This is a genomic window from Streptomyces sp. NPDC054841 (assembly GCF_053611045.1).
The window spans coordinates 1-12,847 of sequence record NZ_JBSGZO010000243.1; the positions used below are offsets into that span (position 1 = coordinate 1).

Here is a 12,847-nt window from a genome sequence, read left to right on the forward strand (position 1 = left end):
CCTCAGCCGTCCCACTCCTGACCAGCTGTTGCGGTCGTCCTTCCGCCGGGAGCACAGCCGCATCGGTCACTTGAGTGGGTAGGTGTCGGTTCGGACGGGCGGCAGGCTCAAGTGCCCCAGGTCGGCCGGTGCCGGAGTCGTCAGCGGCCACAGCGGTGCGGCTTCCCCGTCGGCGGCCGCTGCCGGGGCGTCGGTCAGCCTCATTCGCTCGCGCAGACGTCCGTAGAAGTCGGTGGGCCCGAGCCTCACTGATCGCAGGGGACGCGGTGCGGCGTAGACGCCGATCCACTCTCCGGGCCGCAGTACGCCGCGCAGTTGGCCGTCGATGCTCACCGCTGCGTGTCCTGAGCGTTCGAGGAGGCGCAGTGCGATGGGTTCGTCCGGGGCGGCGACGACGGAGCGGTTGAAGGCCATGTGGGGAGCGACGGGGGTGAAGACCAGTGCCTCGGCGCGTGGGGAGATGACCGGTCCGCCCGCGGCGAAGCTGTAGGCGGTCGAGCCGGTCGGCGTGGCGACCATGAGCGCGTCGGCGGAGTACGAAGCCAGCAGCCTGCCCGCGAGGTAGACACCCACCGACACCTGATGATCTCGCGCCAGCTTCTCCAGGACGACGTCGTTGAGCGCGGTCGCATTCAACGCGATACCCCAGCCGCCCCCCTTTTCACACTCCGGGCGTACCGGGGGTGGTGGCAGAAGCGGGCCGCGACCGTAGCGCATCAGGGGTTCCATGCCTTCGGGCATTTCCAGGGGACACGAAGCTCGCATGGTGAGCAGCATGCGGTTCTCCGTGTTGACACGTCCCTCGTGGACGGCGTCCAATGCCAGGCATACGTCCTGGACGGGTACCTCGGTCAGGAAGCCCACGCGTCCGAGATCCACACCGAGCACGAGGGCGTCGTGCTCGGCGGCCAGTCGGGCGCCGCGCAGGAATGTGCCGTCGCCGCCCAGGGTGACGATGAGGTCGGGGTCGCCGGCGGCGTCGAGTTCCTCCTGGGCAGTGTGCCGCTGTTCGCCTTCGTGCCACACGTCGATGTCCGTGCAGCGTACGCCGTGGCTGTCGCACCAGTCGCGAACCGCCCGGGCCGCATCGACAGCTTCGGGGCGCCCTTCGTGGACGACGAGTCCGACTCGTGACACTGCCATGTTGTGCCTCCTCATGGGTGCGACGCGCGCTTCCGGGGCGTCGTGGTCGCCCGTCGTCCCAAGGCCGGTGCGAGCGCGGCACGTTCAGCCGGGCTCCTGTGCCGCTGGGGAGGCGATGGGGAGCGAGACACGAAACCGCGTGTCGCCGGGGCGGGATGCGACGCGGATGTCGCCACGGTGTTTGTTCACCACGATCCGATAGGAGATGTCCAGGCCCAGGCCGGTACCCTCGCCCACTGGTTTGGTGGTGAAGAAGGGCTCGAAGATGCGCGGCCGGATCTCGGGGTCGATGCCGGTGCCGGTGTCCCTGATCTCCACGAACGCGTGAGTTTCGTCGTGCCGGGTGGCGACCGTCAGGGTGCCGCTGCCGTCCATCGCGGCCAGCGCGTTGTCGATGAGGTTGGTCCACACCTGATTGAGTTCCGCGCCGTAGGCGGGGACGGCCGGCAGGTCGGGGTCGTACTCCTTCACCACGCGCACGCCTTCGGGGATCTTTGCCTGGAGCATCACGAGGGTGGCGTCGAGGAGTTCGTGGACGTCGACCGGCTGCTGGGCGGTCCGGTCCAGCTGGGAGTACTGCCGGGCCGCGTCGACCAGTCCGGAGATACGCCGGACCGCATCCTCGATCTCCCCCATCAGCAGTTCGGTGTCCACGGTGTAGGTGAGCCAGCCGACCGCGGCCCGCAGGTTGTCGTCCGACAGTCCCTCTGTGGCCTCGGCCAGCCATCCGGCGTCGATGCCACCGGAGACGAGAACGGGAGCGATGTCCCAGGCTCGTTCCATCCCCGCGCTCTCGAGCCAGTCCCCGAGTTCGTCCTCGGCGTCCGCCGCCTCGATCGCCGGCAACGGGCGCGCGGCGATGGCCCGCCGTACCGCGGCATCCTGCATCTCGACCAGCTCGTGCAGACGTGTGCCGTCCACCCGGCCGTCCGCGATGAGCGCGAGTTTGTGCCGCATTCCCGAGACGCGGTCACGGAGGGTGTCGGTGGCGCGGACGGCTGCGGCTGCGGGATTGTTGAGTTCGTGGGTCAGACCCGCCGTCAGTGAGCCGAGGGCGACGAGCCGTTCGCGCTCACCGACGATGACATCGATGGCGCGTGTCCCGAGGAACAGTCCTTCGAGCAGGTGCAGTGCCATGGGGAACCAGGTCCGCAGGGCGGTGGCGAACTCGGCAGCGGGCAGCACGAAGAACTCCGCGTCGGTGACCGCGCGCATCGAATGGGAGTAGACCTGGTCCACACGGTCACCGAGGTAGGCCTGGGTGGCGCCCCCGTAGGCGCCCCTTTGATCCGTGCGGCTGAGTTCGATGTCGTCGCCGTGGAGATGCCGGCTGAGCGCGACGGTACCGCCCAGCAGCACGAAGAAGCAGGTCGCGCTCTCTCCCTGTTCGTATACGGCCGTTGACGTCTCGCGCACTTCGACGCGCCCGCGTTCGGCCAGCCAGGACAGCTGCTCCGCGTCGAGTGCCTCGAAGAGGAAGAGGGTGCGCAGCTCGTCCGGGGTCAGCGCGCTGCGGGAGGCCTGGGCTGTCATTGCGCCTCCAGGTAGCGGTGCACCAGCGTGACGGCCATGGCTCCCTCGCCCACCGCCGAGGCGACCCTCTTGACCGACTCGGCGCGGACGTCCCCGGCGGCGAACACTCCGGGGACGCTGGTTTCGAGGTGGTAGGGGGCGCGCGCCAGGGGCCACCGGGGCGAGCGGCTTCCCGCTGCGGGCAGGTCCGGCCCGGTCAGGACGAACCCACGTCCGTCGCGCGCCACCACGCCGTCCAGCCATTGTGTCTGCGGTTCGGCGCCGATGAACACGAACAGCCAGGAGGCGTCGCAAGTGGTGTGGCTCCCGGTGCGGTTGTCGCGCAGCGTGAGCCGCTCCAGGTGGCCTTCGCCGTCGCCGGCGGCCACTTCGGTGCGGGCGTGGATCTCGATGTTGGGGAGGGCTTCGATCTGCTGGATCAGATAGTGGGACATCGACCGAGTGAGGTCGGGACCGCGCACGATCAGGTGGACGCGCCCCGCGTAGCGGGAGAAGTAGACGGCGGCCTGTCCGGCGGAGTTGGCGCCGCCGACGATGTACACGTCGGCGCCCTGGCAGCCGGCCGCTTCGAAGGACGCCGCGCCGTAGAAGACACCGGCGCCCGTGAAGGAATCCAGGTTCGCTCCCGTGAGCCGCCGGTAGGAGACGCCGGTGGCGAGGACGACGGTGTGCGCGCCGGTGGAGGTCCCGTCGGCGAACCGCAGCACGCGTCCCGATCCCGCCGCTTCAAGAGCCACCACTTCGGTCGCACTGAGGATTTCGGCACCGAATCGGGCCGCCTGCCGCCGGGCCCGGTCGGTCAGTTGCGCTCCGGACACTCCGTCGGGGAAACCCAGATAGTTCTCGATGCGGCTGCTCTGTCCCGCCTGTCCCCCGGTCGCGCTGCGTTCGACGAGCACGGTGCGCAGGCCTTCGGAGGCGGCGTAGACGGCGGCGCCCAGTCCGGCCGGCCCCGCGCCGATGACGACGACGTCATAGAAGTCGGCAGCGGGGCTGGTGCGCAGGCCGACCCGCTCGGCGAGTTCCGCTTCGCTGGGGGCGTGCAGCGCCTTTCCGTCGGCCGTGACCACCAGCGGGACATCGGCCGCGGTGAGGCCTGCCGCTTCCAACAGCTGCACACCCTCGGGCTCGTCGGCGGCGAGCCACCGATAGGGGACGAGGTTGCGCGCGAGGAATTCCCGCACGGCGAACGAGGGCGCTGACCAGCGATGGCCGACGATCCGCGTCTCGGCGGCGCCGGGGTCGGGTGCCGCGTCCCAGAGCTCCAGCAAGGTGTCCAGGACGGGGTAGAGGTTCTCCTCCGGGGGAGTCCAGGGTTTGAGGAGGTAGTGGTCGAGATCGACGACGTTGATCGCGTCGATGGCCGCTCCGGTGTCGGCATAAGCGGTCAGCAGTACCCGGCGCGCCAGGGGGAACAGGTCCATCGCAGCTTCGAGGAACTGCACCCCGTTCATCGTGGGCATGCGGTAGTCGGCGATCATCACGGCCAGCGGTTCGCCGCGGAGTTTGACCTCGCGCAGAGCGTCCAGGGCCTCGTCACCCGAGAGCGCGCGCAGCACCCGGAACCGATCGCCGTACCGGCGTCGCAGGTCACGGGCGATGGCCCGGGAGACGCCGGGATCGTCGTCGACGGTCAGGATCGTCGCCTTCGACACCACTTCATCATGCGCGCGTGGCGGTCCTCACGCTCGCCGGCCGACGGGCCGGCATGCACTCCTCCGTGGTCCGGCCGAGGTGGAAGCGTGCACGGTCCAACCGAGGTGGAAATTTCAACTTCTCGCACATATCATCGCACTTGTGTATCTGCGGCTCGGTCTCCGTAGCCTGGCACCGGCCGCCGCCCTGATCGTCCTCGGTGGCGCGCCCGCGACCAGTGCGGACGGACCTGTCACCGGAGCCCGCGGCACCCCGGGTGCCGTCGGGGCGCACGACCCGTACTTCCCCAGGCTCGACAACGGCGGGTACGACGTCCAGCACTACGCGCTCACACTCGACTACGACCCGAAGTCACACAGGCTCGCCGGCACCGCGGAGATCACCGCCCGCGCCGGCCAGGACCTCAGCTCCTTCAACCTCGACCTCCACGGGCTGACCGTCCGCGGCGCGACCGTCGACGGAGCACCCGTCGCGGTCACCAGGGACGGCGATGAGCTGACGCTCCGGCCGGCCGGCGACCTCCGCAAGGGCGGCACCTTCCGCGCCGTCGTCCGCTACGGCGGTTCGCCGCGCACCATCACCAACGCCGAAGGCGCCCGGGAGGGCTGGCTGAGGACCGCGGACGGCGCGATCGCGCTCGGTCAGCCGGACGGCTCCATGGCGTGGTTCCCCGGCAACCACCACCCCAGCGACAAGGCGACGTACGACATCACCGTCACCGTCCCCAAGGGCCTCAAGGCCGTTTCCAACGGGGAGCTGCGCTCCGAACGCCCCACCGCCGACGGCGGACACACCGAATTCGCCTGGCGCTCCGCACAGCCCGTGGCGAGTTACGTCGTCACCGTCGGCATCGGCGCGTACGACATCACGAGGTCCCGCCCCGGGGCGGCCCGTGTGCCCGTCTACACAGCCGCGGACAAGACCGTCACCGCGCAGAGCGAAGCCCTGCTGGCCCGCATCCCCGAGCTCACGGACTGGGCCGTGAAGAAATTCGGCCCTTACCCGTTCTCCTCGGCCGGCGCGATCGTCGAGCGCGAGGGCGATGCGGACTACGCGCTGGAGACGCAGAGCCGGGCCTTCTTCACCGAGGACGCCTTCGACCCCGTAACCGTCATGCACGAACTCGCCCACCAGTGGTACGGCAACTCCGTCACACCCAGGACCTGGCAGGACGTGTGGCTGAGCGAAGGCTTCGCGACCTACGCGGAGTGGCTGTACCTCGAGGAGTTCGAGGACACCCCCGTCCAGGAGAGTTTCGAGGACGCGTTCGAATCCGAGGAGAACTGGGCCTTCCCGCCCGCAGACCAGCCCGACGCCGAGCGCCTCCTCGGGGAGCCTGTCTACGAGCGCGGCGCGATGGCCCTGCACAAGGTCCGTGAGGCCGTCGGCGACGGCATGTTCTTCTCCATCCTGCAGGGCTGGGCACAGACGCACCGTCACGGCAACGCCTCCACGCGCGACTTCACCACGTACGTGGAGCAGAAGTCGGGCAAGGACCTCAGCGGGCTGTGGGACGTCTGGCTCTACAGCGAGGACAAGCCGGCCAGTCCCTGAGGGCTGTCTCTGTCACACTGTCACGTCATGCTCCTGCGCATGGCCGGGCCCCGAGTGCCTCCGCCCCGGGGCCCGTTCTCACAGGAGCACGGCTCACGCCGTGTGCTTGCGGGCTTTGCCCTTGACCTCTTCCGCCGTGCCGCGCACCTTGTCCTCTGCCTTTGCGGCCGCCTGGCGAGCCTCGCCTTCGATGCGGTCACTGGTTCCCTTCAGGCGCAGTTCTTCGTCGCCTGCCACCTCTCCGGCCTTCTGCTTGGCCTTGCCCACGGTTTCCTGGGCCTTGCCTCGGATCTTCTTTCCCTGCGCAGCCACAGTGAATCCACTCCTTGATCGGTCGCGGCTTGTTCCGGATTCCATGCAGTCATATCGACCGGGAACCGGTAAGCGTCATTCTTCGTCTTCGTCTTCGTATTCTTCGTCGCTCTCTTCCTCTTCGTATCCCCCTTCCTCACCTGCGGGCTCCTCGTCGTATTCTTCTCCTTCTTCTCCTTCGCCTTCCCCTTCATCCTCGCCGTATTCTTGCTCCTGCTCGTCCTCGAGTGCCTCTTCGTGAGTTCGGACGACTTCGCCATCGCGTATTTCCCCGCGCCATCCTTCAGCTTCCTCGTCCGTGAAGGTGACGTGCCGCTGGAAGTTCTTGAAGTCCAGTCGCAGGCGTCGGCCTTGAGCCCGCCAGAGATTCCCCGTCTTCTCGAAGAAGCCCGAGGGGTAGTACTCGACGACGAGCACGATGCGCGTGAGATCGGGTGTCAACTCGTGGAAGCTGACGCAGCCGCGCGTGGTGCCTTTGGCACCCTCCGAGGTCCAGATGATCCGCTCGTCCGGCACCTGTTCCTGGACGGTGGCCTTCCAGCCGCGCGTCGAGGGCCCGACCTTCAACTTCCAGTCACTGTGGGTCTCGTCCTCCTGAGAGACACTGCGCACGCCCTTGGCGAACCCGCTGAACGCCTCGTACTCCGTCCAGTGGTCGTAAGCCGTGCGGACCGGCACCCCTACGTCGAGAGCCTCAACGATGTTCATGGACTTGCCGCCGCCGGACTTCCGGCCGCCACCGCCACCCAAGAGGTCCTTTGCCTTGCCCAGCACGTTGTCCTTGACACTCTTGACCTTGCTGCCGATGAGAGCCTTCGCTATCCCCCCACCGGGCAGCGGGCCGCCGTTCTCGGCGGCATCGAGCAGTTGGTCGGTGAGGTCGGCCAGCGAGTCGCCTGCCTTGTCCGCGAGATTCTCGATCTGCGCCCCGAGGTAGTCCACGAACTCGTCGCGCAGGAGTTCCAGGCCCGAGGCTGCCCCGCCGCCCGCGACGCGATCTGTCTTGGCCATGGCCCTACCTCCGCCGTCCGGCCGTCTTCTTGGCGGTCGACTTCCGCGCAGTCGTCTTTCTGACGGCCGCCTTCTTCGCGGGGGCCTTTCTCGCCGTTGTCTTCCTCGCCGGGGCCTTCTTCGCGGCAGCCTTCTTGGCCGGTGCCTTCTTCGCAGCGGCTTTCTTCGCAGGGGCCTTCTTCGCGGCGGCCTTCTTGGCCGGCGCCTTCTTCGCAGGGGCCTTCTTCGCGGCAGCCCTCTTGGCCGGCGCCCGCATCGCGGACGTCTTCTTCGCCCGGCGGGCGGGCTTGGCGGGCTCCTTGGCAGTCCTCTTGCGGGGAGCGGGCTTCCGCGTCCTTCTGGCGGACGTTCGGCTGCGGCGCGGTGGTTTCTCCTCCTCCGGCTCCTCCTCTTCCTCTTCCGGTTCTTCTTCCTCCTCCGGCTCCTCCTCTTCTTCCTCCTCCGGTTCTTCTACTCCCTCCGGCTCCTCCGGTTCTTCTTCCTCCTCCTCTTCTTCCTCCTCTTCCTCTTCTGGTTCTTCCTCTTCTTCCTCCTCCTCGCCCTTCTCGCCGAGGCGGAGGGTGCGGTCATGGAGGGATTCCGCCAGATCGGCGAGACGACGGTCCGCCGCAGCAGCGAGGGCCTGACGACCCGCGTCCAGCAGCTCGCCGCGTATCTGTTCGTTCAGCTCGGCGACTTGCGGTACGTCCTTGAGCTTGCGCAGACCTTCCGTGGCCAGTTGCTGCGGATCGAGCCCGAAGCGGCGGCCCGCGACATAGGTCGCAATGGCGAAGGCGAGCCGCCCCTTCTTTGCACGTCCGAGCACGTACCCACCCGCGACCGCGGCCGCGAGAGCGATCTTGGTCGTGTCGTTCATGAACTGATCCCTTCGCAAAGGGCGTTGAGAAAGGGATTCCGCATCACAGGAGAGACTGCCCCCACAGGTGACAGATATGTCCCTATATGATGAGATTATATGTTCGTGCGTGGAATATGGCGTCCGCACCGTCCACCGGAGAACGACCATGGCCCCAGCAGAACCCGCCAAGCGGCGGCGCAAGGACAAGGCCGCATGGGCCATGCGTTCCGCGGCGCAGCAGCTGGAGCAGTTGCTCGGACGACCGCCCGAGTCGGTCTCGGCGCTCAAACCGACCGATGACGGGTGGGAGGCCGAGGTTGAGGTCCTGGAGCTGGAGCGGATCCCCGAGACCACCAGCGTGATGGCCAGCTACCGAGTGACCCTGGACAACGAGGGCGACCTGGTGGCATACGAACGGACACGTCGATACACCCGAGGACAGATCGACCGCCGCCCCTGACGGCACAAGGGCCCGGCCGGCGAAGGGAGGCACCATGACCATGGTGCCGCAAGGAGGAGCCAGCGTCTCCAGGAGCGGTGGTTCTGGAAACCTCTACGACGTCCTGGAACTCATTCTTGATCGCGGACTCGTCATCGACGTCTTCATCCGCGTCTCGCTCGTCGGGATCGAGCTGCTGACCATCGATGTTCGCGTCGTCGTGGCCAGCGTTGACACGTATCTACGCTTTGCAGAAGCCTGCAACCGCCTCGATCTCACGGCCGGCAGCAAGGCACCGGCGCAGCTGACCGACATCGTCGGGGACACGGTCGAGAGCGGAGCCCGCGGCAAGTCCAAGGGCGCCCTCACCGGCGCCGTGGAGGCCGTGACCGACTCTCTCAAGGGCAGCGGCCGGGAGGACGACGAAGAGGCCGAGGAGGACGACGAAGAAGGCCGTGCGGAGCGCGAGGAGAAGGAGAAGGAGCCGGTGGAGCGGCGACGGCGCTCGACCCGGCGGCCCACCCGCCGCGCGAGGGAACGCGAGGAGGAGTGAACCATGGCCGTGTACGTCTACTGCATCGCCGACAAGCAGCATCCGCTCCGGCTCGACGGTGTGAACGGGGTCGGAGAGCCGCCCTCCTCCCTGCGCACGGTGAACGCGGGGTCACTGACCGCGGTGGTCAGCGACGCGCCCGAAGACCTGCGTCCCAAGCGCCGCGACCTCACCGCGCATCAGGAGGTCCAGAACCGTCTCATGAGGGACGGCACCGTACTTCCCCTGAGGTTCGGCCTCACGGCGCCGGACGACGAGACCGTCCGGACCGTCCTCGAGGAACGGGCCGCCGAGTACACGGACAGGCTCCGGGCACTGGAGGACTGCGCCGAGTACCACCTGAAGGTGAAGCAGGACGAAGAGGCGCTCCTCCGCCAGATCCTTGAGGAATCAAGCATGGCCCGGGACCTCAACGACGCCATCCTCGACGGCACGGCCGGCCCCGATGTGCCTGTCGCTCTCGGCGAGCTCGTCGCCCAGGAGGTGCAGGCGCGCCAGGAGGCACTGGCCGCAGGGGTTGTCGAGGCGCTCCGTCCCATGAGCAGGGACGTGGAGTCCTCCCCGCCGACCGGCGAGGACTTCCTCAGCGTGTCCTTTCTGGTGGCTGAGGACCAGGAGGAACTCTTCCTCACCACGGAGTTGAGCCTCGCCAATCAGATGGGGGACGACTTCGAGTTCCGGCTCAACGGCCCGCTGCCCCCTTACAGCTTCGTCTGAAGGTGATTCCCATGGGCCTGCTCACTCAGATCGCGACCCTCCCCCTGGCACCCGTGCGCGGGGTCGCCTGGGTGATGGAGCGCGTGCTGGAAGCGGCTGAGAACGAGTACTACGACCCCGCACCCATCCAGCGGGAACTGGCTGAGCTCGAAGCGGAGCTGGAGGCGGGGCACATCGACGAGGAGACATTCGACCGGCGAGAGGACGAGCTGCTCGACCGGCTCGAAGAGATCCGAGCGTTCTGGCAAGAAGGCCGCCGCCGTGACTGAACCGCTGGCCAACCGGCTTGGCTCCTATCCCTCCCGCGCCGCTCCGCCGTACGCACAGGGCTCGTCCGCCAATCTGGCCGACATCCTGGAGCGCGTGCTCGACAAGGGCATCGTCATCGCGGGAGACATCCAGATCAATCTGCTCGACATCGAGCTGTTGACCATCAAACTCCGGCTGATCGTCGCCTCCGTCGACAAGGCGAAGGAAATGGGCATCGACTGGTGGGAGCACGATCCCTCGCTCACGTCCCGGAGTCGAGGTGAGCGGTCGCTCGCCGAGGAGAACCGGCGGCTGCGGGCCGAGATCGACGTACTGCGCAAGGGAGGGGAACTGCCCGAAAGCTCCCGGCGCGGCGAGGCGCTCCCCGAGGGTGAGGAAGAGCCCGAGCGTCAGCAGGAGCCCAGGGCGGCCCGTCGCACAAGGAAGTCGCGCGATGACTGACCGCATGACGTATGTGTACGGCGTGGCACAGGAAGCCGCGGGGCTGGAGGACGCCGTGGCCGGGCTCGCCGGTATCGGCGGTGCGCCGGTACGCCTCCTGGCCGGCACGCACGACGGCGGCCTGGTGCTCGTTGTCAGTTCGGCGCCGTCGCGGGATTTCCAGGAGGACGCCCTCAAACGCCACCTCGAAGACCTGGACTGGCTGGAATCGGTCGCCCGCACCCACAACGGCGTGATCGAGGCGGTGACGGCGAGCACCACGGTCCTCCCCCTGCGCCTCGCGACCGTGTACCTCGACGACGACCGGGCACGGAACGTCCTGGACGCGCAGCGAGGCACCTTCGCCGATCGCCTTTCGCGCCTCGCCGCACATGTCGAGTGGGGGGTCAAGATCTACGTGGAGCCGTCGGCGGTACCCGTCGCCGTCGAGCCGGCGCCTCCCCAAGAGCTCAGTCCCGGACGCGCGTATCTGCGTACCCGCAAGGCTCAGCGGAGTGTTCGCGACACCGTCTACGAGGCGGCGCAGACGGCTGCGGAGCGGGTCGAGACCGCGGGGCGCAAGCACGCCGCCGACCGCGCACGCCACCGGGTGCAGCAGGGCGAACTCGCCACCGCGCCGGGCGAGAACGTCGTCAACGACGCCTATCTCGTGCCCCAGGACCGCGCTGAGGAGTTCCGCACCGAAGTGAGCCGTGCCGCGGACGGGCTCGAAGGGGTACGGGTCGAACTCACCGGCCCCTGGGCGCCGTACTCCTTCGCCACGCCTCCGGCGGTGTCGGACGAAGACGCGGAAGGGGCCGGCCCGTGACGCCGTCCGAGCGATCCCCGGCGGTCCCGAGGGCGACGGAACCGTTGCCGAACCGCCAGGTCGCACTCATCGACCTGCTGGACCGGCTGCTCAGTGGTGGTGTCGTCCTGACCGGCGACGTCGTGCTGTCCATCGCCGACATCGATCTCGTGCGCATTTCGCTGCGGGCCCTGATCGTCTCCATTCGCTCCTCGCCGGGAGGCGACGGTGGCGGCTGACGAGACGGAGGACAGGGCCCGCCGTCTCCAAGAGGTCGCGGACGCCGCCGAGCGCGCGTTCCACCTGTTGCCCGCTGCGCCCGAGGACCTTCCCGGTCCCGGCGCAGGTTCGCACGAGCCTGCGCGCAGGATCAGCACCGATCCGGACACGGTGGAGCGCGACCTGGTCAGACTCGTTCTCACCCTGGTCGAGCTGTTGCGCCAGCTCATGGAGCGGCAAGCCCTGCACCGAGTCGACCAGGGAGACCTCACGGAGGAGCAGGAGGAGCGTCTGGGGGCGACCCTGATGGTCCTCCACGACCGCATGAGTGACCTGTGTGCCCAGTACGGGCTCACCATGGAGGACCTCAACCTCGATCTCGGCCCCCTGGGCACGCTTCTGCCACCGGCTGAATGACCAGGCACCGAACCAGCGGCCACCGCTGCCGGGTGGCACACGCGCTGATCACGGCGAGACCCGGGTTTGCCCGGCAAAAAGGCGGGGAGTTGCGAGAAGAGGGGGTTGCCCGTCAGCGGAGGAAGTCATGATCATCCTCGGAGTCATTCTGCTCATCATCGGCTTCTTGGCCGGCATCGGCATTCTCTGGACCATCGGACTCATCCTGGTCGCGATCGGGGTGTTGTTCTGGATTCTGGGAGCGGTGGGGCACGCGGTGGGTGGACGACGGCACTACTACTAGCCGCGCTGCGGGCAACGTCGCGGCCGGAGAACCGGACCGTGGACACGGGCGTTGCCCCCGCCACGCGCGCTGCCACACACCCCGCGCCGCCGACATCCCCGCCACTGACGCTCTGCACACGCTCGGCAAACAAAGTGTCATATCGCACTAAAAAGCTTTGAAAGGGAACAAACGGGTATCACCTGGATGGAGCTCGACCGACGGTCCGCCGTAGCCACCGGCGCAGGCCTCACCCCGTCGAAGGAGCCACATGTCCAGCTTCCCGCTCGCCCCTCAAACCACTGTCCGTGCCGCCCCGCAGGCGCGATCGGCGGCACTCGACGGACTCCCGGAGATTCCGGACCCCAGGACCATCGGCACGCTGGACGCGCGGGCCCTCTCGGCCACCCTGTTCCGCCGGCTTCGCACCCTGGAAGAGGGCACAGCGGAGTACTCGTACGTCCGCAACACCCTGGTGGAACTCAACATGAGCCTCGTGAAGTTCGCGGCGGGCCGCTTCCGCGGCCGCAGCGAGCCCATGGAGGACATCATCCAGGTCGGCACGGTCGGTCTGATCAAGGCGATCAACCGCTTCGACGTCGGTCGCGAAGCCGAGTTCACCTCCTTCGCGCTGCCCACGATCGTCGGCGAGATCAAGCGCTTCTTCCGTGACACCAGTTGGGCCGTCCGCGTGC

The 12,847-nt window shown here is 68.1% G+C and carries 17 protein-coding genes; 11 read left to right on the forward strand and 6 right to left on the reverse strand.

Going from position 1 to position 12,847, the window contains the following annotated elements:
- Positions 1-66: 66 nt before the first annotated feature.
- The 3 genes from ACWGI8_RS27160 to ACWGI8_RS27170 all read right to left on the reverse strand — a co-directional run bounded on the left by ACWGI8_RS27160 (position 67) and on the right by ACWGI8_RS27170 (position 4,331).
- Positions 67-1,143, reverse strand: a complete 1,077-nt coding sequence (locus ACWGI8_RS27160; protein ID WP_453664764.1) for an NAD(+)/NADH kinase — start codon at positions 1,141-1,143, stop codon at positions 67-69.
- 84 nt (positions 1,144-1,227) lie between these two features.
- Positions 1,228-2,676, reverse strand: coding sequence for an ATP-binding protein (locus ACWGI8_RS27165; protein WP_453664765.1), 1,449 nt, complete (start codon positions 2,674-2,676; stop codon positions 1,228-1,230).
- A complete protein-coding gene (locus ACWGI8_RS27170) occupies positions 2,673-4,331 on the reverse strand; it encodes an FAD-dependent oxidoreductase (protein WP_453664767.1) in 1,659 nt (552 codons plus the stop codon). The genes ACWGI8_RS27165 and ACWGI8_RS27170 overlap by 4 nt, the downstream gene beginning before the upstream one ends.
- A 142-nt stretch (positions 4,332-4,473) precedes the next feature.
- Here ACWGI8_RS27170 and ACWGI8_RS27175 point away from each other — a divergent pair, with 142 nt between their 5' ends.
- A complete protein-coding gene (locus ACWGI8_RS27175; protein ID WP_453664768.1) occupies positions 4,474-5,886 on the forward strand; it encodes a M1 family metallopeptidase in 1,413 nt (470 codons plus the stop codon).
- A 93-nt stretch (positions 5,887-5,979) separates the two neighbouring features.
- On the opposite strand, the gene ACWGI8_RS27180 is transcribed toward ACWGI8_RS27175, so the two are convergent.
- The 3 genes from ACWGI8_RS27180 to ACWGI8_RS27190 all read right to left on the reverse strand — a co-directional run bounded on the left by ACWGI8_RS27180 (position 5,980) and on the right by ACWGI8_RS27190 (position 8,065).
- Positions 5,980-6,198 carry a CsbD family protein gene (locus ACWGI8_RS27180; protein WP_453664770.1) on the reverse strand — a complete coding sequence of 73 codons (219 nt, stop codon included), beginning with the start codon at positions 6,196-6,198 and terminating at the stop codon, positions 5,980-5,982.
- 75 nt (positions 6,199-6,273) lie between these two features.
- Entirely contained in the window at positions 6,274-7,209 is a 936-nt protein-coding gene (locus ACWGI8_RS27185) for an SRPBCC family protein (protein ID WP_453664772.1), read from the reverse strand.
- 4 nt (positions 7,210-7,213) lie between these two features.
- The gene (locus tag ACWGI8_RS27190) at positions 7,214-8,065 is read right to left on the reverse strand and encodes a histone H1-like repetitive region-containing protein (RefSeq protein ID WP_453664774.1); all 852 of its coding nucleotides are present in this window, start codon (positions 8,063-8,065) and stop codon (positions 7,214-7,216) included.
- Between the two features lie 148 nt (positions 8,066-8,213).
- Here ACWGI8_RS27190 and ACWGI8_RS27195 point away from each other — a divergent pair, with 148 nt between their 5' ends.
- The 10 genes from ACWGI8_RS27195 to ACWGI8_RS27240 all read left to right on the forward strand — a co-directional run.
- Complete coding sequence (locus ACWGI8_RS27195; RefSeq protein ID WP_453664775.1) at positions 8,214-8,507, forward strand: gas vesicle protein GvpO; 294 nt, start codon at positions 8,214-8,216, stop codon at positions 8,505-8,507.
- A gap of 34 nt (positions 8,508-8,541) precedes the next feature.
- Positions 8,542-9,039, forward strand: a complete 498-nt coding sequence (locus ACWGI8_RS27200; protein WP_453664776.1) for a gas vesicle structural protein GvpA — start codon at positions 8,542-8,544, stop codon at positions 9,037-9,039.
- 3 nt (positions 9,040-9,042) lie between these two features.
- Positions 9,043-9,756, forward strand: a complete 714-nt coding sequence (locus ACWGI8_RS27205; RefSeq protein WP_453664777.1) for a GvpL/GvpF family gas vesicle protein — start codon at positions 9,043-9,045, stop codon at positions 9,754-9,756.
- An 11-nt stretch (positions 9,757-9,767) separates the two neighbouring features.
- Positions 9,768-10,025: a gas vesicle protein GvpG gene (locus ACWGI8_RS27210; protein WP_453664779.1), complete on the forward strand. Its 258-nt coding sequence runs from the start codon at positions 9,768-9,770 to the stop codon at positions 10,023-10,025.
- Entirely contained in the window at positions 10,018-10,467 is a 450-nt protein-coding gene (locus tag ACWGI8_RS27215; RefSeq protein WP_453664780.1) for a gas vesicle protein, read from the forward strand. Before ACWGI8_RS27210 ends, ACWGI8_RS27215 begins: the two co-directional genes overlap by 8 nt.
- Positions 10,460-11,275 carry a GvpL/GvpF family gas vesicle protein gene (locus tag ACWGI8_RS27220; protein WP_453664782.1) on the forward strand — a complete coding sequence of 272 codons (816 nt, stop codon included), beginning with the start codon at positions 10,460-10,462 and terminating at the stop codon, positions 11,273-11,275. The genes ACWGI8_RS27215 and ACWGI8_RS27220 overlap by 8 nt, the downstream gene beginning before the upstream one ends.
- Positions 11,272-11,493, forward strand: a complete 222-nt coding sequence (locus ACWGI8_RS27225) for a gas vesicle protein (protein ID WP_453664783.1) — start codon at positions 11,272-11,274, stop codon at positions 11,491-11,493. The genes ACWGI8_RS27220 and ACWGI8_RS27225 overlap by 4 nt, the downstream gene beginning before the upstream one ends.
- Positions 11,483-11,890, forward strand: a complete 408-nt coding sequence (locus ACWGI8_RS27230) for a gas vesicle protein K (protein WP_453664785.1) — start codon at positions 11,483-11,485, stop codon at positions 11,888-11,890. Before ACWGI8_RS27225 ends, ACWGI8_RS27230 begins: the two co-directional genes overlap by 11 nt.
- 127 nt (positions 11,891-12,017) lie before the next feature.
- The gene (locus ACWGI8_RS27235) at positions 12,018-12,173 is read left to right on the forward strand and encodes a DUF6131 family protein (RefSeq protein WP_453664786.1); all 156 of its coding nucleotides are present in this window, start codon (positions 12,018-12,020) and stop codon (positions 12,171-12,173) included.
- 250 nt (positions 12,174-12,423) lie between these two features.
- Positions 12,424-12,847, forward strand: a 424-nt coding sequence (locus ACWGI8_RS27240; RefSeq protein WP_453664787.1) for a sigma factor, incomplete at its 3' end; no start/stop codon positions are given.

What these genes read in the sequence shown, in the direction of transcription:
- ACWGI8_RS27160 (WP_453664764.1), bottom strand. Translation starts at nt 1,143, where the DNA reads ATGGCAGTGTCACGAGTCGGACTCGTCGTCCACGAAGGGCGCCCCGAA.
- ACWGI8_RS27165 (WP_453664765.1), bottom strand. Translation starts at nt 2,676, where the DNA reads ATGACAGCCCAGGCCTCCCGCAGCGCGCTGACCCCGGACGAGCTGCGC.
- ACWGI8_RS27185 (WP_453664772.1), bottom strand. Translation starts at nt 7,209, where the DNA reads ATGGCCAAGACAGATCGCGTCGCGGGCGGCGGGGCAGCCTCGGGCCTG.
- ACWGI8_RS27190 (WP_453664774.1), bottom strand. Translation starts at nt 8,065, where the DNA reads ATGAACGACACGACCAAGATCGCTCTCGCGGCCGCGGTCGCGGGTGGG.
- ACWGI8_RS27195 (WP_453664775.1), top strand. Translation starts at nt 8,214, where the DNA reads ATGGCCCCAGCAGAACCCGCCAAGCGGCGGCGCAAGGACAAGGCCGCA.
- ACWGI8_RS27200 (WP_453664776.1), top strand. Translation starts at nt 8,542, where the DNA reads ATGACCATGGTGCCGCAAGGAGGAGCCAGCGTCTCCAGGAGCGGTGGT.
- ACWGI8_RS27205 (WP_453664777.1), top strand. Translation starts at nt 9,043, where the DNA reads ATGGCCGTGTACGTCTACTGCATCGCCGACAAGCAGCATCCGCTCCGG.
- ACWGI8_RS27210 (WP_453664779.1), top strand. Translation starts at nt 9,768, where the DNA reads ATGGGCCTGCTCACTCAGATCGCGACCCTCCCCCTGGCACCCGTGCGC.
- ACWGI8_RS27220 (WP_453664782.1), top strand. Translation starts at nt 10,460, where the DNA reads ATGACTGACCGCATGACGTATGTGTACGGCGTGGCACAGGAAGCCGCG.
- ACWGI8_RS27235 (WP_453664786.1), top strand. Translation starts at nt 12,018, where the DNA reads ATGATCATCCTCGGAGTCATTCTGCTCATCATCGGCTTCTTGGCCGGC.